Below are 20,806 nucleotides of genomic sequence, written 5' to 3'. Positions count from 1 at the left end.
ATGACAGCAAGAACAAAGCCGGCACTGGGCCGGCGTTGTTTTTTATTCACTCTGCTGCTTACTGGGCCGTGGGCTCTGGGGCCTTGGCCACCGGCACCAGATGCAGTTCAACCTGGTCGCCACCACCCTGAGTCAGGGCCGGAGTGAAGGTGTCGGTGGTAAAGAGCAGCTCATCACCCACCCGGATAGTGGCGCGGACGCTGTAGCGGTGGCTCTGATCGACCTTGCTCGGGTCATAGTCGAGGGTGAAGGCAAACGGCGGGGCAGCCAGCTCATCGAGCGTGGTGCGGCCGAGCACCCGGGCCGGCGCATCGGCCAGCGAGACATCTTCCAGGGTGATCTCGAGACGGGCTCCTGGTGGCAGTGCCATGCGCGCGCGATAAAGGGCGGTGCCACTGATGCTGGCGTGTTGCTGGCTGGCTTCGCTCTTGGCGGGCTCGTCGGTGGGAGCGGGGGCCGGTGCCTTGGCGTCATTGCAAGCGGACAGCAGCAGGGCCGAGCCGAGCAGAGCAAGGGGGAACAGAGGACGCATGGTGATCTCCTAACTGGATACAAACGGCGCAGGTATAGCATCTTCGCCGCTATCGCGATAGCGAAACGGGTTCAGCACGCCCCAAAACGAGGTGCTCTGGGTCGACTCCTGTCGCCACGCCCCATCCGCTGAACCGCCTCGGAACAGAGTGGCCGCATGGTTGGAGTTTTCTTTCGCTGAGCGGTATGGTCTTGATATGTATTCGGAACTTTCGCAAGGGGAATGTCATGCGAACATCATTTGGCGTCATGCTTGCGCTGCGGCTTTTGGGGGTGATCCTGCTCGGCTGGAGTAGCCTTGGCGTGGCGCAGTCTCTCTCCTGGCAGGAAGCATGCCGCCGTGATCTGGCGGTGCTTCCCGACTTTCTCTCTCAAAATGATGCCGGCGGTCGCTGGGCCGAGCGGCAGCAAGGGGAGGCACGCCTGGCGCAGGCGCTGGATGAGGCGAGGCAGAAGGTGGCGACCGTCGACAATGAGGCGCAATGCGTGCGCCTGCTCAACGGCTATCTGCATCACTGGCGACCGGGTCATCTGGCGGTGCTACCTGTCCAGATGGAGCCAGGTGAGCAGGCGACGCCTGCGGCCCCGACGCTGGAGATGCTCTCGGATCGCACCTTGCTGCTCACCCTGCCCAACTTCGCGCCGGCGCAGGCCGATGCGCTGGCCAACCTGCTCGATGCCCATTTTTCCCAGCTGGCCGAGACGCCCAACTGGATCATCGATGTGCGTGGTAACGGGGGCGGGCTGCCCCAGATCTACCAACCCCTGCTGGGCTGGTTGTTGCCGACGGCCCGCATCGACTATCCGGGGGCTTTCCTGGTCACCCGTGCCAACGTCGCGGCTTGGGCGCGGATCTGTCATCAGCAGATGGCGGATGCGCCTTGTGATAAGGCTGCCCAGCACCTGTTGCGCCGTCTTGGCAAGGCAGATCGCCTATGGTTGCCGCTGGGGGGGATGGGCCCTTTCAGTGAGCGGGCCATGCCATTGCAACCGAACCGGCCGAAGCAGGTGGCGGTGTTGATGGATGCAGGCTGTGCCAGCGCCTGTGAACAGTTCCTGCTAACCGTGCGCCAAGGGATGGGGATCAAGCTGGTGGGCCGGCCCAGCTATGGCGCCATCGACTATGGGGAGCTGCTGGCCCACCCCCTGCCTTCCACTCGTCTGCAACTGTTCTATGCCAGCGCCCGCACTACCCGCTCGCCAGACATGGCGCTCGATGGGGTCGGGGTGCAGCCTGATGTCCTGCTGCCCGAGCCGGCCAGCCGCCGTGCCGAGACAGTGCAAGTGCAGCTATGGCTGGAAAATGGCGAGTGGCGCAGCTGGTCGCAGTGAGTGCCCATTAAGGCGATGTTCATGGCGCGGCGGCTATAAACCGGCCTCACTATTTGTCGCCCTTGGAGATCCCTATGCAAGAGATGCTGCTCGCCATCTGGCAACAGGATTACGCCTTGCTGAGCCAAACGGGCGCCATCGGACTGCTGGTCGCCTGTCTGGTGGTGATCCTGTTTCTGGAATCGAGCTTCGTGTTTCTGCCGCTGCCTGGCGACAGTCTGGTGCTATTGGCCGGTGGCCTGGTCGGACTGGGGGTGCTCGGGCCCGAGGTGACGCTGCTTTACCTGCCGTTGGCGGCGGGGTTGGGCTCTCTGGTGGCCTACTGGCAGGGGAGGGCGCTGGCGGAGACCCGCTTCATGCATCACATCGAGAAACTGCTCCCCGAGGGGCAGCTGGCCAGGGCTGGCAACCTGCTGGCGCGCCACGGTTTTCTCGCCATGTTTTCGTCGCGCTTCGTCCCCTTCGTGCGAGTGCTTACTCCCATGTTGATGGGGATCTCCCGCCTGCATCTGCTGCGCGTCGTGGTGGCGGGCTTTGCCAGCGCCTTTCTCTGGACCTTCGCGCTCAGCATGGTGAGCAAGGGGATGATGCAGGTGCCGTGGCTCGCGACCTATCAGCATCTGCTGGCTAAGGGGCTGCTGCTCACCTCCCTGCTGTTGTTCGTGCTGGCGGTGTTTGCCATCGGCGCGCGTCTCTATCGACACCGTCGGCGATCCGTGTGTGATGAGTGAAGGTGGTGGCGACAGGCGAGATAGGGCTGGCCTTGCGGCGTTGAGAGGGGTACGCTTTTACCCCTGATATAGAGAGGAGTGGCCGTTGCGCCCTCTTCGTCCGGGCTCAACGCGAGCCACGGCAGAGTGAGAGTATGCCGGCCAGGGGGGCCGGGCTGGCGACAGGAGATCGCCGATGACGCCGAGGAGCGTGACAGCCGTATGCACGACATGCTGGTGGCCATCTGGCACCAAGACTACCAACATCTGGCCCACATGCAGGCCATGGGGCCGCTGATCGCCTGTCTGATGGTGATCCTGTTTCTAGAGTCGAGTTTTGTTTTTTTGCCGCTACCGGGGGATAGCCTGGTGCTGTTGGCCGGTGGCCTGGCGGGTCTCGGGGTATTTGGCCCTGAGGTGGCGCTCGTCTATATGCCGATTGCGGCGGGCCTTGGCAGCCTTATCGCTTACTGGCAGGGCCATGCGCTGCACGGTACCCCCTTCATGACCTTCATCGAGCGAACCATCCCGGAAGGCAGCCTGCCCAGGGCGTCACGCCTGCTTAACCGCTATGGCTTCCTAGCCATGTTTTCGTCACGCTTTATCCCCTTTGTGCGGGTATTGACCCCGATGCTGATGGGGATCTCTCGTCTGCGGCTCACTGGCGTCATGATATCGAGCTTTGCCAGCGCCTTCCTCTGGACCCTGTTGCTTGCCCTGTGTGGCCATACCGTGATGGCGCTCCCCTTCTTTGCCGAGCATCAGCAACTCTTCACCAAGGGGCTGCTGGTCTGCTCAATGACCCTGTTTGCCATCGCCATTATCGCCATTCTGGTGCGCCTCTACCGCCATCGTAACGCCTGACTCCGGAGTGGGCGCCGCCCCTTCGGTGAGCGGCGCTCCAAAGCCCGGTCAACAGCCCCTGTCTCAACCCGCGTCGCGATCGCTGTGTGCTGAACAGGCCAGCAGCGGTTTTGTGGCTGGCCGGCGCATGGCCTAACCCCCTTGAATGGCCTTATCACTGCAAGCGCACCTGTCGCGGTAAGGCTGCGTGACCGCGTCGAGAGCACGCTGAAAAATTCCCCAGTAAGTTGCACCATTCACGGTGCCGACAAACCCCCATCGCCAAAAATTCATTGAATTTGTCATTTTAAAGAAGTTTCTACTGGTCTTACCTGGCTGAATCTTTTTGCAAGTTCGTTAACAATGATTTTACATTCAGAAGGTCATCAACGGCGGTGACGTTCAACCGGCAAGGAGCCAGTTATGACCCATGTCGAGATCCCTCTCCTGCGTTACCTCGATGAGGAGGGGCGCCCGGTGGCAGACCTGCCCACCTGGCTGGACAAGGCGTTGGCACGCACTTTCTACCGCAACATGGTGGTGGTGCGTAGCTATGACAAGAAGGCGATCGCCCTGCAGCGCACCGGCAAGCTGGGCACCTTTCCCTCTCACCTGGGGGCGGAGGCGGTCGGCATCGGTGTCGGTCTCGCCATGGGGGAGGAGGATGTCTATGTCCCTTACTACCGCGATATGCCCACCCTGTATGTGCGCGGAGTGCCCATGGAGAAGAACTTGCAGTATTGGGGGGGCGACGAGCGGGGGAGTGACTTTACCAAGCGCGATGGCTCCCGCTCAGAGGATCTGCCCATCTGCGTGCCCATCGCGACTCAGATCACCCACGCCTGCGGCATTGCCGCAGCCTTCAAGCTGCGCCATCAGCCGCGGGTGGCGGTGGTTTCAATCGGTGATGGCGGCACTTCCAAGGGGGATTTTCTCGAGGGGCTCAACTGCGCCGGGGTGTGGCACCTGCCCATGGTGATAGTGGTGAACAACAATCAATGGGCCATCTCGGTGCCGCGCACGCTGCAATCTTCGGCGCCCACCCTGGCCCATAAAGGGATAGGAGCCGGTGTGCGTAGCTTGCTGGTGGATGGCAACGATGTATTGGCCGTCTATGACGCGGTCAGGCATGCGCTGGAGCGGGCCCGCCGTGGTAAGGGGCCGACTCTGATCGAGGCGGTGAGTTATCGGCTCGGGGATCATACCACTGCCGATGATGCCACCCGTTACCGGGAGGTGGCTGAGGTGGAGGCGGCTTGGCGCAAGGAGCCGGTCAAACGACTGCGCCAGTTCATGGTTGATCAGATGTGGTGGGACGACGCCGCCGAGCAGGCCCTGCTGGCCGAAGCCAGTGCCGAGGTCGAGCAGGCGGTGGCTCGCTACGAAGCGCAGCAGGCCCAGCCTCCCGAGGCCATGATCGACTATCACTATGCCGAGCTGCCGGCCGATCTGCGGCCCCAGCGTGAGCGCATCATTGCCAAGGCGATGCGCCGGGAGGCAGATCATGAGTGAGGTGAGCCTGCTCGAGGCCATCAACATGGCCCTGCACTATGAGATGGCGCATGACCCGGACGTGGTGGTGCTCGGTGAAGATGTGGGGGTGAACGGCGGTGTGTTTCGTGCCACGGTCGGCCTTCGCGACCGGTTTGGCTTTAAGCGGGTGATCGATACGCCACTGGCCGAGGGGTTGATCGCCGGCGTTGCGGTCGGCATGGCCACTCAGGGGTTGAAACCGGTGGCCGAATTTCAGTTTCAGGGTTTCATCTTTCCGGGGATGGAGCAGATCGTCTGCCAGGCGGCGCGTATGCGCAATCGCACCCGGGGGCGGCTCAGTTGCCCGCTGGTCTACCGCTCCCCCTACGGGGCCGGCATTCACTCGCCGGAGCATCACAGCGAGAGTGTCGAGGCTCTGTTTGCTCACATACCGGGGCTAAGGGTGGTGATCCCATCGAGCCCAAGGCGGGCCTATGGGTTGCTGCTCTCGGCCATCCGCTGCCCGGATCCTGTGCTCTTTTTCGAGCCCGATCGCATCTATCGTTCGCTCAAGTCCCGGCTCGACGATGACGGCGTCGGTCTGCCGCTCGATGTCTGCTATACCTTGCGCCCCGGCCGGGACATCACAGTGGTGGGGTGGGGGGCCTGCCTGCAGGAGATCCTGCGCGCCGCCGAGGTGCTGGCGGATCAGGACATTCAGTGTGAGGTGATCGATCTGGCGACCATCAAGCCGCTCGACATGGCCACCATCCTCGCCTCGGTATGTAAGACGGGGCGCTTGCTGGTGGTACACGAAGCGTGTGGCAGCTTCGGTGTGGGGGCTGAAATTGTCGCTCGGGTGTGCGAGGGGGCGGCCACCGCCCTCAAGGCGCCGCCGCGTCGCCTGACTGGAGTCGATGTGGCTGTTCCTTATTATCGCAACGAAGCCTATTACCTCATCGATGAGCAAGAGATCGTCGATGCCGCGTGCACCTTGATGGAGAGCTGGAGATGAAATTTTTCAAGTTACCGGATCTGGGTGAAGGGCTGGCCGAGGCCGAGATCGTCGAATGGAAGGTGAAGGCCGGAGAGCGGGTCGAGGTGGATCAGGTGTTGCTCTCGGTCGAAACGGCCAAGGCATTGGTGGATGTTCCCTCACCGGTGGCAGGGGTGATCGCCCGCCTCTGTGCTGCCGAAGGGGATATTCTGCACATCGGTGCCCCTCTGGTGGAGTTTGAAGGGGGCGAGGATGACGGCACAGTGGTTGGCAAGGTGCTCGGTAGCAGCCAGGTGTTCGAGGATCACTTTGTGGTTGGCGCCGTCGCAGCAGGCTCTGGACTCACCCAGGCGATGCCAGCCGTGCGCCGCCTGGCGTTACAACTCGGGGTCGACATCAATGGGCTCAAGGGGAGTGGCGCCGGGGGATTGGTGAGCGAGATGGACGTGCAGCAGGCGTTCGAGGCTCAGGGGGAGAGTCACAACGAGGTTCTCAAGGGGGCTCGCCGCGCCATGGCCAAGGCGATGACCTTGTCGCACCAGAGCGTGGTGCCGGTCAGTATCACCGACGAGGTGGACTTGCGAGCCTGGCGTGCTGACGAGGATGTGACGGTGCGCCTGATCCAGGCTATCGGTGTGGCCTGCCGTGGCGAGCCGTCGATGAATGCATGGTTTGATGGTGACACCTTGACCCGCCGTCTGTTTGACGAGGTGAATGTGGCTATCGCCGTTGATTCCAAGCACGGGCTCTACGTGCCCGTGATGGAAAATGTGGCGCAGCGGACGGCGTCCGATCTGCGCGCCGGCCTCGATCGCATGATTGCGGATGTGAAGGCTCGCGCCGTACCGCGCGAGATGTTGCAAGGGGCGACCATCACCCTCACCAATTTCGGTGCCATTGCCGGTCGCTACGCCAGCCCGGTCGTTTCGCCGCCCCAGGTGACGATTGTCGGCGCCGGCAAGCTGTTTGAGAAGGTGGTGTTTGTTCATGGGGAAGCCCGTCCGGTGCGGGCCCTGCCGCTTTCGGTCACCTTCGATCACCGGGCCTGTACCGGGGGTGAGGCGGCGCGTTTTCTGCGTTTGCTGGTCGATGCGCTGGAGGCGCCTGAAAAATAAATGCTGTTGCGCGTTAATACAGGGCAGAATTCGTTTGCTTATCAGGTAAGTCCACGTATAATCAACCGAGCTTGAAAAAGGCGTCATTTATGTCAATGAGTATGATGTTCTGCATCTTTATCCTGTTGTTCATAAGTCACCCTTCGTTTCGAAGCTTTGTCCGCCGAAAGGCACGAGTAATTTTTGAATACAGGTTTATAAAGATATGTCTAACATGATCACCGGTACCGTTAAGTTCTTCAACGAAACCAAGGGCTTCGGCTTCATCCAGCAAGAAAACGGCCCGGACGTGTTCGTACACTTCAGCGCCATCCAAGGCAACGGTTTCCGTACCCTGGCTGAAGGCCAGCGTGTACAGTTCTCCGTGACCCAAGGCCAGAAGGGCCCGCAGGCTGAGAACGTCACTGCTCTGTAATTGCACAGAATTTAAAAAAGCCGCTGCAAGCAGCGGCTTTTTGTTGCCTGGAATAATCCGGCTATCTGAAAAAGGCCACCTCAGGGTGGCCTTTTTGTATTGGTTACATTACTCAGAGCGCAGCGCGGTGAGCAGATGTTGCAGGTGCTCGACCTGGGTGCGACCGAAGGCAGTCAGATAACCGCCGTCGCTGGCCTCAAGCAGACCACGTTGGTGCAGGCGGCGGGCGGCGTCATGGATCTCCTCCGGGCTCTCCTTGTGCAGCTTGATCCCTTGAGCCAAGTTGGCCGGGTCATAGCAGGCGAGTACCTTGAGTTCACTGACGAATTCGGGGGTGATCTGATGGATGCTGGACATGGCACTCTCCTTGGACTGAAACGAGTTCTTGAAAGAACCATAGCATTCTCCATGAGCCCTTAATGAGGGCTGTCTCAAACTCTTGCCGCCCCTTTTTCCAAGTGAGCGTTTGTTGAACACCCCTGAGACATCAACGGGATAGTGATGATTTCATGCTATGATGCCGGCTCATTCATTCAAGGAGTCGTCATGGCGCGTATCGTGCTGGTATCTCTGTTGCAGGGCCTCGCATCCCGTTTTCCCGTCTACTCCCAGACCTGCCTGAACACAGCGCTGGCCAATTATGGGGGACGGGTCTGGTTGCCGCCGCATCAGAGTCGTGACGTGGATGAACTGCGCCGTGGTGTGGGCAACCGGCCGCTTGGCATGCTGGCCGATCTCAAGGCGGGCTGGAGCCCGATTGATCCAACCGCCGGGGGCGATGATGCCGGTCGGTTGGCGCTGGCCCAATACGACGATGAGCTGCTTGGCAACCTCGATATGTACTGGCGAATCCCGGCCAAGATCAACAGTCCAATCACCGATAACCTGTTCGAGCTGCGCCGCGAAGTGGTGGATGAGGCGCTCGGCGCCAAGGTGACCCAGGCCTGGCAACAAGGGCTTGAGACACGCTTGAAAGCGCTGCTCGTGGCGGCAGCGAGTGGTGAGGATCAGCTGGTATTTGCCGAAGTGGAGTGCGCCTACTGGTTACGCTGCCGCCTCAGTGATGAGGCCGGCATCGAGCTGGTGTGGCCAGAGATGGCCGGCTGAGCTGGACAAGGGAACGGGGGCATGTGACCATAACGCCCCGATTTTACCCCTCATACGGAAGGCACCCATGAGCTACACCCTGACCGACACCGAGCGCAATGCGGCGCTCAGTCTTAATGCAGACTACCGCTACGATCACTTCATCAGCAAGCTGGTGGAGCATGGTGAGCTCTATGTGCTGACCGATGAGCACGGCGTGATGATGTTGACCACTGAGGATGAAGATTGCATCCCGGTGTGGCCGCACCCTGAGTACGCCGAGGCGTGGGCCAATGGCGAGTGGGCCGAATGCAAGCCCCAGGCTATTACCCTCAAGGTATGGATGGAGCGCTGGATTGATGGCATGGAAGAGGATCAGCTCTGCGTTGCAGTTTTCCCGACCGTCGATCAGGAAGGGATCGTGGTTGAGCCGGGTGAAGTGGCTGATGCCATCGAAAAAAAGCTCGGCAAGCAGGGCAAGTAACAGTCCCCGCGCGCTGATGCCGCGTATGGCCCTGATGTAATACGCGGCTTGTAGCGAGATAGCATTCACCTGACGGTTGCCCACGAAATGGTGTGGTCATGCCGCTTCAAATCGGATAGTACGCTCCCTCTACCGTGTTATCCGAGGCAGCGGTATGGTCAGTGATGGGCACATCGCACCTTAAACCTAGCCGGCTGGCGTTCGCGAAAAGGCCAGCTGTGCCCGCAAGGTCAGCAAGCTGAGCGGTGATCACCATCAGCAAGCATGATGACATTCTCCAACCTTCTCTGATCTCTGAGGCCGCGAGTGTGCTCGGCAAGCCTTCTGGCGGCAAAGTCCCACCGCTATCGATCCGCTCCCTAATGTTGGGCAGGTCACCTTCGATACCCCCTTACCATGCCTCTGCATGGCCCACTGCGGTTCAGCTGCAAGGGGCCTTCGCAACCAATGGCAAGATGTGCTGGCTGAGCGATGATGGGTTATTCCCATCAGCTCCTCGGGAGCAGACAGGTGAACTTTGCGATGCGCCGATTTGCCGGCTTGTCAGCACTGGGTTTCGAGAGTACCAGTGGGGGAGTCACTTCATTGGGAAACTGGTGAAGAGATCGATACGAAAAAGCCCAGCCAAAAGGCTGGGCTTTAGAATGTGGCTCCCTCGACAGGACTTGAACCTGTGACATACGGATTAACAGTCCGCCGTTCTACCGACTGAACTACGAGGGAATTGGCTCCTCCAACTGGACTCGAACCAGTGACATACGGATTAACAGTCCGCCGTTCTACCGACTGAACTATGGAGGAATCACGTCTCTCACAAGACGGACGGCATAATAATGAGGGGGACGCTGGCTGTCAAGGCGCTGGGGAAATGGCGCTATTATGTGAGCATTTTCAATACAATCAGAGGCTTAAATAAGCAAACCCCCTAAAGCGCCAAGCTGGAGAGGAATAAAACGAGAGAAATGCGTATTTCGCCATGAAAAGGGGGAGAAGAGGCGGGAAAGAGCGGTAACTTGATCCCGATCCTCGCCAATGAAGGGGAATCGGCGTATGGTGCAACCATTCCATCGTCGCGCCGACCCTGCTGCCGACGCCCTGATGATTCGGGTACCGGTACTGACCGGTGTATTGTTCTCTTCTGGTATTTCACGTCGATGCACAATCAAGCACAGCTACAGAGTGTGAGGCTAGGTGTTGCCCTGCGCCAAGCCTGTTTTAATGAACCTTATAGTTTGACCCGCCTGGGGCGTGATGTGGTGGCGGGTATTACCGTCGGCATCATCGCCATTCCGCTGGCCATGGCACTGGCTATTGCCAGTGGCGTTCCACCTCAACATGGTCTTTACACCGCGATCGTCGCAGGGGTGGTGATCGCGTTGACCGGTGGTTCGCGTTTCTCCATCTCGGGACCGACCGCCGCCTTCGTGGTGATCCTCTACCCGGTAGCCCAGCAGTTTGGCCTCTCCGGCCTGCTCATGGCCACGCTTATCTCCGGCATCTTCCTGGTGCTGATGGGGGTGGCGCGTCTTGGTCGTCTCATCGAATACATTCCCAACTCGGTGACCTTAGGGTTTACCGGCGGGATTGCGATTGTCATCGCCACGTTGCAGATCAAGGATTTCTTTGGCCTGAGTGTGGCCGATATGCCCGAAACCTACCTGGGTAAGGTGGAGGCGCTGGCCCATGCCTTACCCACTTGGCAGTGGGGAGACACCCTGGTCGGCGTGGTCACGCTCCTGGTGCTGCTGCTGTGGCCGCGCCTCAAACTGCCGGTGCCGGGCCATCTGCCTGCCGTGCTGGTGGGGGTGGGGCTTGGCTATGGCCTGCATCTGGCCGGGGTTGATGTCGCGACCATTGGCTCCAAGTTTCACTACACCCTGGCCAATGGCGCCCAGGGCAGCGGGATTCCGCCGATCGCGCCCGAGCTGATCCTGCCTTGGTCACTGCCGGGGCCAGATGGTCAGCCTGTGGTGTGGAATCTTGCCACGCTGGAGCGCTTGCTGCCGGCCGCCTTCTCCATGGCCATGCTGGGGGCCATCGAGTCGCTGCTGTGCGCCGTGGTGCTCGATGGCATGACCGGTCGTAAACACAGCTCCAATGCCGAGCTGGTGGGGCAGGGGATAGGCAATATCATGGCGCCCTTCTTTGGGGGGATCACCGCCACCGCGGCGATTGCGCGCTCAGCCGCCAACGTGCGTGCCGGTGCCACCTCGCCCATCTCAGGTGTTATCCATGCCCTGGTGGTGCTGGCGGCCATCTTGGTGCTGGCACCCTGGCTCTCCTGGTTGCCGCTTTCGGCCATGGCGGCGCTGCTGCTGCTGGTGGCATGGAACATGAGCGAGGCACATAAGGCATTTGATCTCATCCGCCGCGCCCCGCGCTCCGATGTGCTGGTGCTGCTGGTATGCCTGTCGCTGACCGTTATCTTCGACATGGTCATTGCCATCACCTTCGGCGTGATCCTGGCTTCGCTGCTGTTTATGCGTGAAGTGGCCAAGATGACCCGCTTGCACAACCTGACCGATGATCGTCGCCACGCCCATGCCGTGCCGGAAGGGGCCTTGCTGTATAAGATCAACGGGCCGCTCTTCTTTGCCGCCGCCGAGCGGGTGTTCGGTGAGCTGATGAGCCTGATTGAGGGGCATCAGGTGCTGGTGTTGCAGATGGAGGCGGTCACTGTGCTCGATGCCGGTGGGTTGTCTGCCTTCCTGCAGTTTGAAAAGCAGCTGGCCAAGCAAGGGGTTGAGCTGCGGGTGGCCGAGTTGCAGTTCCAGCCGCTCAAGACCATGGCGCGGGCCAAGGTGCACCCGGTACCGGGCAAGCTCTCTTTTTACCCGACGCTGGAAGAGGCGCTGCTGGGCGGAGAGTAATCAAGGATGTGGGGTTTTTGCCCAGATGGCATGGTTTTTGAGCGAACGGGCCATTAAGGGCAAAATTGTGTTGACCCCACCTCTCTCATCCCCTACATTACGCCCCGTTCCGACGCACAGCGCGGTGCCGTGGAGATTGACCACGATAACAACAACCGACAATTTGGTGAGGTGTCCGAGTGGCTGAAGGAGCACGCCTGGAAAGTGTGTATACGGCAACGTATCGAGGGTTCGAATCCCTCCCTCACCGCCAAACAGTAAACCCCGACCTTGATGGTTGGGGTTTTTCTTTTGCGTCAGTAACTTGCTGGTTTTAGTGGTGTTTCGTTCACACTTTGCCCCCTGTCACTTTGTCAGGAGGGCCAGAAAGGTGGTACAAAATGGCCATTATGCCGAACCCCAAAAAAGACCCGAAGACGGGGGTCTACAAGATCCGTCAAGTCATCCCGCCAGCACTTCGCCCCTTCGTTGAAGGCAATAAGGGCGAGCTTAAGCGTTCCCTAGACACCAAAGACCCGCAGGAAGCCAAGTCCAGGGCATTTCTGGTTCAGAAAGAGTTTCACGCTATCTTGGCAAATGCACGGAGCCTCAAGGCACAGCAGGAGAGCAAGGTAGCTCTCACCTTCTCCCAAATCCGCAGCTTCGCCGAAGCTTGGCGTGAACGAGAAGAATTACGCTTGGGAGACCCCGACATCCTTGCTCGCTATGTACTTTGTGAGTATGAGGATGACTCGGCCGCCCGGCACTTCAGCTCACACGGGGAGTTTTATGGGGATGCGTTAAGCTCGATTAACCCCAAGCGTCTATGTGTGGCTATGCGTGAGTTTGCACAGGAATGCTTAGCTCTGGCTCAGGTTGAGCTGGCTTCTGATGACCCCCTTTATACCAAGCTGTGCATGCTACTAGCCGATCATTGTGTATCGATCTGCAAGTCCTCCTTCAAGAACATCCAGCATCAGATAGACGAAAGGCCCAAGAGCTTACCCATCGCCCCTCTTTTCCCCTCAGCGACAGGTACGACAGCCCCCTCTGAACCAGATGCCCTCCGCCTCAGTGCATTTTTCAAGACGCTGGCCGATGAGCAGGGCAAGGTTAACCCCAAGGGGGCTAAGACGTGGCGACGTGAGCGGGAGTCAGTTGTCCGCCGGTTTATCGAGGCGTTCGGCGATCTACCGCTCAACCGTATCACCAAGCCGCTGTGTATCGAGTTCCGTAACTTGCTCATGTTGACCCCTTATCGGCCCAATCAAGAGATTGAGCAACTGCCTTTCAGAGAACAGGTTGCCAAGGCTCAGCAGAAGGGCTTGCCGACCATCTCCTTGGCACGGGTGAAGGGGATCATCCGTCTGCTTTCCGGCATACTGGAGCGGGCACATGGGGATGCCCTGATCCCCGACAATCCCTGCCATGGGGTCAAGATCGAAGTGCCTAAAGCGACCCGTGACCGGGCTCCCGAGTTTAGCGATGCCGAGATGAATACCCTGTTTGGTAGCGGCCTGTTTACCGGCAACATCCGCCCGCAACGAGCCCAATTTGGCGAGGCGATCTACTGGGTACCCGTGCTGCTGGCCTATACCGGGGCTCGTTCGGAGGAGGTCTGCCAACTGTTCCGGCGTGATGTCGAGCAGAAAAACGGTCAATGGGTCATCCATATCCGAGACTGGGACGAATCACAGTCGGTCAAGACTGGAAAAGAGAGGGAGGTGCCGCTCCATCCACATCTGTTGGAGCTTGGCTTTGAACGTTTCTTGGCGAGCCGAAGCGCAGCAGGCCCGTTGTTCCCCGAGTTGGTCCCAAGCCAGTCTGGTGGGCGCTACAGCGTCGATTTGGGCAAGTGGCTCAGGAAGCAGATCAGTCAGATCTTGGAACTCAAGGCGGGCTCCATCTCCCCGATACACGCCTTCCGGCATACCTTCATTACCCACATGCGGGAGTTGGGTATCCGGGAAGATTTGCAAAACGCCATCACCGGCCACTCGCAAGGCTCCAACGTGGGCAGACGTTACGGCTCGTTCAGACAGTTACATGAGGCCATCTGCCAGATGCCCCGATGGCCGGTGCCTGTATGGCAGCCCCTTGGTGTCATTGAAGGCTCCGTAGCAGCAGCGGAGGTGCAATCATGAAGCTGACACTAGACAACCTACTGCAAGAGCCGGGACGGAATGACTTGTTGTGTCCTTACCGTGTGCTGGACCTCGTCCCCGGATTTGATGGCGAGCATGAGCAATACGTACAGCAAGCGTTCCTTAGCCTCATTGATATTCCTGAACTTGATTGGTTAGAGATCCCCAAACCCGATGATGGACTTGGTTCATGGACACCTCAGCAGGCCCTCGCGATCCTGACCTATGGCCCTCGTTCCTATCTCAACGTCGAGCTGATCGTGGAGATTGAACGCGTCACAGGTGAATCTCTTCCTCGCATGGAGGGAATGAGCCGGTTCGAGGCGGCCTTCTACCTCGTCTATTTGCTGCCGCTGCTTAACGAGTTCAGGCAGCGTGATGTCTGGACGACAGTTCAGCCCCAATACGTTTGTGCTCCCTATCGAGTCGATTTCTCGGTTGGCCTGAGTATCTTCGGGCCAGACTCTTCGAGTTGCAGAGCCATGGGGGGTTGGGAGCAGTACCTGATTGAGTTTGATGAAGCCTATCACCAAGAGCCCGCCAACCGCTTGCGTGATCAGCAACGTGATATACATATCGAGCAGGCTACCGGCCTGAAGCCAATCAGGGTGCGTCACGAGGAGCAGGAAGTCTGGGCCGCAATCTGCCGGATTGAACAGGAGATCATCAGTGTCGAAGAGTACCTGCAACGGCTTCTGAAGCTGATGGTTTGGCGACGGGGGGAAAAGTACATCGACATCACGCGAAAGTCTGCCCAGCTTGGTTATACCTGTGACGCAGCCGGATATCTGCTCTATCCGGTGCAGCCACTACGCGACCTGAAGCGGATTGCCAAACGGCTTGGGTTGCGGGTTAAGTCAAAGCACACCGGCAAACAGGCATTCTATCGCTTCTATCTCTGATAGTTAGTGCCGCTTGGTGTGTCAGTGGCACACACATTGTTCAACATGTGTGTGGCTCCATTCGGGGTCGCACACATGAAGGAATGTAGAGAGCAAGAGGGATTCGTCATCTGTGTGTCTACTGTGTCGGTGTTCCAGGCCGTAGTTCACACCTCTTTCTTTTACTAGTACGACCCGAGACGGGAGCTTACCAGCCACCCGAAGGAGAGATTCCGAGAAGATAGCAACGATCCCGCCTCGTTGGGGGCCCTGAAAAAACAATCCCAAACCCCACCAGCACAAGGAAAACGAGCAGGCAACATTCAGACCCAACGCCGGTATAAGCCAGATAGAGATCAGCACCATAGGAGAACCCCATGGAATACATCACATCTGGCCCCTTGTCGGGAGCCATCCAGCAAGGAGAAGGCGTATGAATGAGCAGCAAGGAAACCCGTTACTGAAAGCGTTGGAGGCGGCACTGCTGGCAGCCTTGGGCGTCCTCATCAAGGAGGCCGTCAACTCGATGCAGACACCACAGCCCCCGCCGAAGGAGCCGGACACTCAATAGACCATGCCCGTGTGACAGACCGGAAGCCCCCCGGCAACCCCTGTCACACGGGTTGGTTTTCGAGTTTTGACACGTTTTTCTTGCAAGGTCTTGAGCCTATTGGGAGGCCATCATGGCAATCATCGGGTATGCCCGTGTCTCGACCACGGGGCAATCGCTGGAGCAGCAACTGACAGCTCTGGCGGAGTGTGAAAAAGTTTTTCAGGAGAAGGTCAGCGGTAGCAAGACGGATAGGCCGCAACTACAGGCAATGCTCGAATTTGCCCGCTCTGGAGACGTGCTAAAAGTGACCAAGCTGGATCGTCTGGCCCGGAACACCCGTCACTTGCTGGAGATCACAGACCAACTACACGCCAAAGGGGTAACATTACAGATCCAGAATCTGGGCATCGACACGGCCACTCCGACAGGCAAGCTGATGCTGACGATGATCGGAGCCATCGCCACGTTCGAGCGGGAAATCATGCTGGAGCGTCAGGCGGAAGGGATCGCCTTGGCGAAGGCCAAAGGGGTCTACAAGGGCCGGAAGCCAACGGCGATGATGAAAGCAAAAGAGATACAAACACTGGCCAGTTGTGGTATTTCTAAGGCTGAAATTGCTCGTCGGGCTGGTGTTAGCTTGTCTAGTGTTCATCGGATATTGGCGAAGACGTTAGAAGCGTAGGTGGGGGGATATGGGATTCTTTACTCGAACAAAGTCTGTCTTTAAGAAATCTGAAGCAAGTGAGGCTTTATTTCAATTAATGAATAGGTGTAATAAATTTAGGCTTATTCCAGAAAAAAATGTTGAACCTCTATCTCGTGCTTTGATTGAACGAGTATGGGAGTCAGCTCCTGATATTTATGATGGAAAGTTTGGTCAAAGGCCTCATAAATATGCTGTTGTTGCCAGCGCTTTGTACTCTGTTATCGAGACAGGGCAAGAGGACGGAACCAATCAGCAACTAATTGAATTACTTTGTCTTTGTCTCAGCTCTTTACTTGATGAGCTGACTGAGAATGGGATCTTGTATCCATTCACCGACTTGGATAAAGCATTTATCACCAAGATAAAACACTCATTTGAACAATATATTGCCACGATGGATTCTGCTATTTCCAAGGAATATAACTCTTGGGGGGAATGGTATGTTGCATTTGTAGATAAATGTTGTGAGTTAAACCCTCAAATATCGACAGATGAGAACGGAAAAAGTATCATAGATTTTATTGATCATAAACCTCTCAGAAGAGCCTTTAATGATGGTGTTTCTCCTGAGTCAGTTGCGTGTGCATTTGCCCCAGAGTTTGACATTCGCACATTTGGCAGATAAATTTCTAGTAGTTCACTGTCGTCGGTACAAAACTTTGGTACAACAGCGAAGAACTCAAGGTGCATCACTGTAATGAAATCAGTGAGTTACTGAAGGTTGGTGAGAATCGAGGGTTCGAATCCCTCCCTCACCGCCAAATATAACCCGTTGAATTTCAACGGGTTTTTTCATTTCTAGACCTGCGTGATTATTTTCCTGGATCAACTGGGTGAAACAATCATGTCTCTGAGTAAAAACGCCTCCGGCACCGGCTACACTCGCCTCCCGCAGCCTAAGCCATTACGTGATCTTGGCTATCCGTGCTTCCCTGTGTACCAACATCGTCTGCTCGCCGTAGAGCGAAACGTGGCTGTGGCAGCTCGAACTCGCGCTCTGTCGCGGCGCCCCTGCTGATGTGGCCCCCGACGTTTCTATCGCGGGATCTGCGCCTATCTAGACTTTCAAAGCCGCGGGGATCATTTCTCCCCAAACTCAATGGCTATTAGTGATCTAGGCACTCCCTGCGGTTCCCGACCAAGAGAGGGCAATGGTCGCACCGCTCGCCGGGGGCATGGTGCGGCCCACTCCTCCTTTTCAATTGCCACCCCAGGGCTGCGCCGCATTTTCGTGCTCTAGGCGGTGAGATCTGGTGACGCTGGCACCATCCGCCTTACAGGGGTCTGCGTGGCAGCATCTTTTGTAGCACACCGTCTTTGAGATAGACGTGGTGAAAGATCGCAGCCAGCGCATGCAGTCCCACCAGGGTGATGAAGGCATTGCCGATGAGTTCATGGGCGTTGCCAAGGGCGGCCAGCAGGCTGGTCGGGCTCGGCAGCAGGGGGAGGTGCCACCCCAGGGCACTGAACTCGGTCGTCTTGGCCGAAAGCTTGCACCAGCCGGCGAGCGGGGTGAGGAACAGCAAGAGGTAGAGCAGCAGGTGGGCCGCGCTGGCGCTCTTGTTTAGCAGCGGGTGGCTGGGGGTCTGCGGCGGCATCGGCAGGCTCAGGCGCAGCAGCACTCTGACGCAGACCAGGGCAAACACCAGCATGCCGGTGGCCACATGCAGCTGGCCGATAAGGGCATCAAGGCTGGAGTGGGCTCGGGTCGGATCACCGCTGGTCAGATAGGCGAGGATGACGCTGACTGCGGTCAGCCAGTGCAAGGTGATGAAGGGAAACGGGTACTTGGTCATAGCGCTCTCCTGCGCATCATGATGGTGAGCCGAGTGTGCGTCCCTCCCATTAAGAGTTGCTTAAGAGCCAGGTGGCTCGGCAAATAAAAAGCGGGGCCAAGGCCCCGCTTTTTATGTCTGTGCTCTTACCAAAGGCCGAACAGGTTGCGGCCGGCCAGTGCACACCAGACGACGCCGTTGAGTGCCAGGGTAAGGAAGACCGCGGCCGAGCCGAGATCCTTGGCGCGGCCAGAGAGCTCGTGGCGCTCATGACCGATGCGATCCACCACGGCTTCGATGGCGGAATTGATGATCTCGACGATGACCACCAGCCAAGCCAGAGCGATCAGCAGCAGGCTTTGTAGCAGGTCGTGGCCGACCACGAAGGCGAGCGGGGTCAACAGCACGATGAGGATCAGCTCCTGGCGAAAGGCGGCCTCGTGCCGCCAGGCTGACCCCAATCCTTGCATGCTGTAGCCGGTCGCGTGAATCACCCGGGTCAACCCCGTGGCGCCTGGCTTTGCCATCGTTCTCTCCTTTGCATTTTCGATGTGGACGGCCGCCACCTTGGCATGGCCGGCTTAAGACTCTATTAAGCAGAGACGACACAGGGGAGCCGAGGCTCCCCTGTGTATGGATGCAGCGCTTAGCGCAGGATCATCTCGTCACGGCCAGGGCCAACAGAGACCATCGGCACCGGTACACCGAGCAGCTCCTCGATGCGCAGCACGTACTGCTGGGCAGCCAGCGGCAGCTCTTCGAAGCTGCGGCAGCCGGTGATGTCTTCGCTCCAGCTCTCCATCTGCTCGTAGACGGGCTTGAGGCCGGCGGTCTGCGGCCAGATCGGGTTTTCGGTGTGGGCCCCTTCGTAGGCCACGCAGATCTTCAGATCCGGCAGGCCGGTCAGGCAGTCCAGCTTGGTCAGGGCCACTTCGGTGGCGGCTTGCAGCTCGACGCCGTTCTTGGTGGCGACGGCATCGAAGTAGCCGACATCACGGGGGCGACCAGTGGTGGCGCCGAATTCGTTGGCGATCTTACGGAACTCGTCCTGGTTCTCCATGGCGGTCAGCAGGGTGCCGGTACCGACGGAGGTGCTGAACGCCTTGGCAACCGCGATGACGCGCTCCGGGCGCAGACCCGGCAGGCCGCCACCGATGCCGGCATAGGCGCCGGAGACGTGGGAGGAGGTGACCCAGGGGTATTCGCCGTAGATAAGGTCACGGCCCGCACCGAGCTGGGCTTCGAACAGCAGGGTCTTGCCTTCGGCTTGCAGCGCCTTGAGCGGCATGCTGACGTTGCAGACTGAATCAATCCAGGGGGCAGAGACTTCCAGCAGCCAGTCGGCCATCTCTTGGGCGCTCTGGGTGAACTCGAAGCTCGGGTAGAGGGCCTTGAGTTGCGGCAGTTTCCAGTCGAGGAAGAACTGGATCCGCTCGACCAGCACGTCCGGCTGTTTCAGCCAGCCAACCAGGATCGCCTTTTTCATGACCCGATCACCGTAGGCCGGGGCGATGCCCTGACGGGTGGAGCCATAGGCGCCATCACCCAGACGCTGCTCTTCCAGGGTATCTTCCATGGCGTGCAGCGGCAGGCACAGGGTGGCACGATCGGAGATGGCGAGCTTAGGCGTCACGCCGGAGGCCTTCACTTCGTCGAGTTCGACGGTGAGTTTCTCAGGGCTGATCACCATGCCGGGGCCGAGTACGACCAGGCAGTCCGGATTGAAGACACCACTCGGAACCTGGTGCAGCTTGAAGGTGCCCAGCTCGTTGACGACGGTATGCCCGGCGTTGTTACCGCCCTGGAAACGGATGCTGGCACCGGCTTGGCCGGCCAGATAATCCACGATGCGGCCTTTGCCTTCATCACCCCAGTTGGCTCCAACCACCACGATAGACGACATGCTGCTTTCTCCTAGAACGTGACACATCAAAACACGAAGACTTCATCCTAGGTGCCCGGCAGGAATATGAAAAGTTAATTATCTTTATTCCTCCGATAAGCAACTCATATAATGAGACCTGGCGCACGACCCGGTGGCTCTTCATGCTCGACATCAATTGGCTCAATACCTTCGTTACGCTGGCGCGGCTCGGTCACTTCGGCCAGACCGCCGCCGAGCTGCACATGACCCAACCCAACGTGAGCTTGCACCTCAAACGTCTGGAAGAGGCCACTAAGGTGCGGCTCATCGAGCGCAGCCCGTTTCGTCTGACCCAGGCGGGTGAGCGCTTGCTGGTGAGTGCCCAGCGCACCCTCAGCGAGTTGCAACTGTGCCAGTCCGATCTCAATGCGCTGGGGGATCTGGCGCAAGGCACCATCACCCTAGCGGCGAGCGACATCATCTCGCGGCTGCTGCTGATCCGCCCGTTCCAGCGCTTCAAGCAGGCCTATCCCGGCATCGATCTGGCGCTGTTTAATACCACCTCGGATCGCTCCGCCGAGCTGGTGCGCAGTGGCCGCGCCGATCTCGGTTTCGTGCTGGAGCAGCGGCAAAACGACTCGCTGCACTTTACCGCCCTGCGCGAGGTGGGGTGGTGCGCGCTGGGCGAGGGGCTCGACGAGCAGGAGCCCACCCTGATCCTGCTCGGTCACGATACCCGCACCCGGGCCTTGCTCGACCCGGCGCTGCCGCAGCTTGGGCGCTACCGGGTGATGGAGGTGGGCAGTGTCGATGCCCAGCTCGACTGGGCCGAGGCGGGATTCGGGGTGGCGGTGGTGCCCGATTTTGCCTTGCTGCGCCGGCGTGATGACGCGGTGCCGGTGCGCCGGCTGGTCGAGTTTCCAACCGCCAGCCTGGGCTACATAGTGCGGCAGAACCAGATCCTCTCGCGCGCCATCAAGGCGCTGCTCGGTTGGGTCGAGGAAGAGATAGCGAGCCGCATGCCGGCCCCGTGATAAAAAAACCGGCC

Annotated in this window: 21 protein-coding genes and 3 tRNA genes; 17 read left to right on the top strand and 7 right to left on the bottom strand. The window is 59.0% G+C overall.

The window, feature by feature from the left end:
- Positions 1-58: 58 nt before the first annotated feature.
- Positions 59-532 carry a YbaY family lipoprotein gene (locus tag BN1134_RS16935; RefSeq protein ID WP_052449525.1) on the bottom strand — a complete coding sequence of 158 codons (474 nt, stop codon included), beginning with the start codon at positions 530-532 and terminating at the stop codon, positions 59-61.
- A gap of 227 nt (positions 533-759) precedes the next feature.
- Between BN1134_RS16935 and BN1134_RS16930 the strand changes: the two genes are divergently transcribed.
- The 7 genes from BN1134_RS16930 to BN1134_RS16900 all read left to right on the top strand — a co-directional run bounded on the left by BN1134_RS16930 (position 760) and on the right by BN1134_RS16900 (position 7,416).
- On the top strand, positions 760-1,863 hold the full coding sequence (locus tag BN1134_RS16930; RefSeq protein WP_198133206.1) for a S41 family peptidase: 1,104 nt from the start codon (positions 760-762) through the stop codon (positions 1,861-1,863).
- 74 nt (positions 1,864-1,937) lie between these two features.
- Positions 1,938-2,594 (top strand): DedA family protein, encoded by a 657-nt coding sequence (locus tag BN1134_RS16925; protein ID WP_042048647.1) that lies wholly within the window; start codon positions 1,938-1,940, stop codon positions 2,592-2,594.
- Positions 2,595-2,795: 201 nt separating this feature from the next.
- The gene (locus tag BN1134_RS16920; protein WP_042048646.1) at positions 2,796-3,437 is read left to right on the top strand and encodes a DedA family protein; all 642 of its coding nucleotides are present in this window, start codon (positions 2,796-2,798) and stop codon (positions 3,435-3,437) included.
- A 402-nt stretch (positions 3,438-3,839) separates the two neighbouring features.
- The gene (pdhA, locus tag BN1134_RS16915; RefSeq protein WP_042048645.1) at positions 3,840-4,928 is read left to right on the top strand and encodes a pyruvate dehydrogenase (acetyl-transferring) E1 component subunit alpha; all 1,089 of its coding nucleotides are present in this window, start codon (positions 3,840-3,842) and stop codon (positions 4,926-4,928) included.
- Positions 4,921-5,904 carry an alpha-ketoacid dehydrogenase subunit beta gene (locus BN1134_RS16910; RefSeq protein WP_042048643.1) on the top strand — a complete coding sequence of 328 codons (984 nt, stop codon included), beginning with the start codon at positions 4,921-4,923 and terminating at the stop codon, positions 5,902-5,904. Before pdhA ends, BN1134_RS16910 begins: the two co-directional genes overlap by 8 nt.
- Positions 5,901-7,001 carry a dihydrolipoamide acetyltransferase family protein gene (locus tag BN1134_RS16905; protein WP_042048642.1) on the top strand — a complete coding sequence of 367 codons (1,101 nt, stop codon included), beginning with the start codon at positions 5,901-5,903 and terminating at the stop codon, positions 6,999-7,001. The genes BN1134_RS16910 and BN1134_RS16905 overlap by 4 nt, the downstream gene beginning before the upstream one ends.
- Positions 7,002-7,206: 205 nt before the next feature.
- Positions 7,207-7,416 carry a cold-shock protein gene (locus BN1134_RS16900; RefSeq protein WP_005302803.1) on the top strand — a complete coding sequence of 70 codons (210 nt, stop codon included), beginning with the start codon at positions 7,207-7,209 and terminating at the stop codon, positions 7,414-7,416.
- Positions 7,417-7,524: 108 nt separating this feature from the next.
- Here the strand turns inward: BN1134_RS16900 and BN1134_RS16895 are convergent, their stop codons facing one another.
- Positions 7,525-7,773: a TIGR02647 family protein gene (locus BN1134_RS16895; RefSeq protein WP_042048641.1), complete on the bottom strand. Its 249-nt coding sequence runs from the start codon at positions 7,771-7,773 to the stop codon at positions 7,525-7,527.
- Between the two features lie 189 nt (positions 7,774-7,962).
- On the opposite strand from BN1134_RS16895, the gene BN1134_RS16890 reads away from it, so the two are divergent.
- Complete coding sequence (locus tag BN1134_RS16890) at positions 7,963-8,523, top strand: hypothetical protein (protein WP_042048640.1); 561 nt, start codon at positions 7,963-7,965, stop codon at positions 8,521-8,523.
- Positions 8,524-8,590: 67 nt separating this feature from the next.
- The gene (locus tag BN1134_RS16885) at positions 8,591-8,986 is read left to right on the top strand and encodes a DUF2750 domain-containing protein (protein WP_042048639.1); all 396 of its coding nucleotides are present in this window, start codon (positions 8,591-8,593) and stop codon (positions 8,984-8,986) included.
- A 647-nt stretch (positions 8,987-9,633) separates the two neighbouring features.
- Here the strand turns inward: BN1134_RS16885 and BN1134_RS16880 are convergent.
- Together BN1134_RS16880 and BN1134_RS16875 are read right to left on the bottom strand one after the other, a co-directional pair.
- Positions 9,634-9,709: transfer RNA gene (locus BN1134_RS16880), tRNA-Asn, on the bottom strand.
- Between the two features lie 2 nt (positions 9,710-9,711).
- Positions 9,712-9,787: transfer RNA gene (locus BN1134_RS16875), tRNA-Asn, on the bottom strand.
- Positions 9,788-10,140: 353 nt separating this feature from the next.
- On the opposite strand from BN1134_RS16875, the gene dauA reads away from it, so the two are divergent.
- The 7 genes from dauA to BN1134_RS19805 all read left to right on the top strand — a co-directional run bounded on the left by dauA (position 10,141) and on the right by BN1134_RS19805 (position 16,744).
- Positions 10,141-11,856, top strand: a complete 1,716-nt coding sequence (gene dauA, locus BN1134_RS16870; RefSeq protein ID WP_042048637.1) for a C4-dicarboxylic acid transporter DauA — start codon at positions 10,141-10,143, stop codon at positions 11,854-11,856.
- Positions 11,857-12,021: 165 nt separating this feature from the next.
- A tRNA-Ser gene (locus BN1134_RS16865) sits at positions 12,022-12,109 on the top strand.
- A 127-nt stretch (positions 12,110-12,236) separates the two neighbouring features.
- Positions 12,237-13,979 (top strand): site-specific integrase, encoded by a 1,743-nt coding sequence (locus BN1134_RS18970; RefSeq protein WP_052449524.1) that lies wholly within the window; start codon positions 12,237-12,239, stop codon positions 13,977-13,979.
- Positions 13,976-14,881 (top strand): hypothetical protein, encoded by a 906-nt coding sequence (locus BN1134_RS16855; protein ID WP_042048636.1) that lies wholly within the window; start codon positions 13,976-13,978, stop codon positions 14,879-14,881. The genes BN1134_RS18970 and BN1134_RS16855 overlap by 4 nt, the downstream gene beginning before the upstream one ends.
- Positions 14,882-15,293: 412 nt before the next feature.
- A complete protein-coding gene (locus BN1134_RS19810) occupies positions 15,294-15,431 on the top strand; it encodes a hypothetical protein (protein ID WP_156991846.1) in 138 nt (45 codons plus the stop codon).
- A 112-nt stretch (positions 15,432-15,543) separates the two neighbouring features.
- Positions 15,544-16,095 (top strand): recombinase family protein, encoded by a 552-nt coding sequence (locus tag BN1134_RS16850; RefSeq protein ID WP_042048635.1) that lies wholly within the window; start codon positions 15,544-15,546, stop codon positions 16,093-16,095.
- A gap of 10 nt (positions 16,096-16,105) precedes the next feature.
- Entirely contained in the window at positions 16,106-16,744 is a 639-nt protein-coding gene (locus BN1134_RS19805; RefSeq protein WP_128313992.1) for a hypothetical protein, read from the top strand.
- 649 nt (positions 16,745-17,393) lie between these two features.
- On the opposite strand, the gene BN1134_RS16845 is transcribed toward BN1134_RS19805, so the two are convergent.
- From BN1134_RS16845 to BN1134_RS16835, 3 genes are all read right to left on the bottom strand, one after another.
- Entirely contained in the window at positions 17,394-17,915 is a 522-nt protein-coding gene (locus BN1134_RS16845; protein WP_042048634.1) for a cytochrome b, read from the bottom strand.
- A gap of 125 nt (positions 17,916-18,040) precedes the next feature.
- Positions 18,041-18,421, bottom strand: a complete 381-nt coding sequence (locus BN1134_RS16840) for a diacylglycerol kinase (protein ID WP_042048633.1) — start codon at positions 18,419-18,421, stop codon at positions 18,041-18,043.
- Between the two features lie 119 nt (positions 18,422-18,540).
- Complete coding sequence (locus BN1134_RS16835; RefSeq protein ID WP_042048632.1) at positions 18,541-19,797, bottom strand: adenylosuccinate synthetase; 1,257 nt, start codon at positions 19,795-19,797, stop codon at positions 18,541-18,543.
- Positions 19,798-19,940: 143 nt separating this feature from the next.
- Between BN1134_RS16835 and BN1134_RS16830 the strand changes: the two genes are divergently transcribed.
- The gene (locus tag BN1134_RS16830) at positions 19,941-20,792 is read left to right on the top strand and encodes a LysR family transcriptional regulator (protein ID WP_042048631.1); all 852 of its coding nucleotides are present in this window, start codon (positions 19,941-19,943) and stop codon (positions 20,790-20,792) included.
- Positions 20,793-20,806: the final 14 nt, after the last annotated feature.

This window comes from Aeromonas simiae (genome assembly GCF_000820125.1).
In the GTDB taxonomy this organism is placed as follows: domain Bacteria; phylum Pseudomonadota; class Gammaproteobacteria; order Enterobacterales; family Aeromonadaceae; genus Aeromonas; species Aeromonas simiae.
This window is presented reverse-complemented; position numbering and strand designations above follow the sequence as displayed.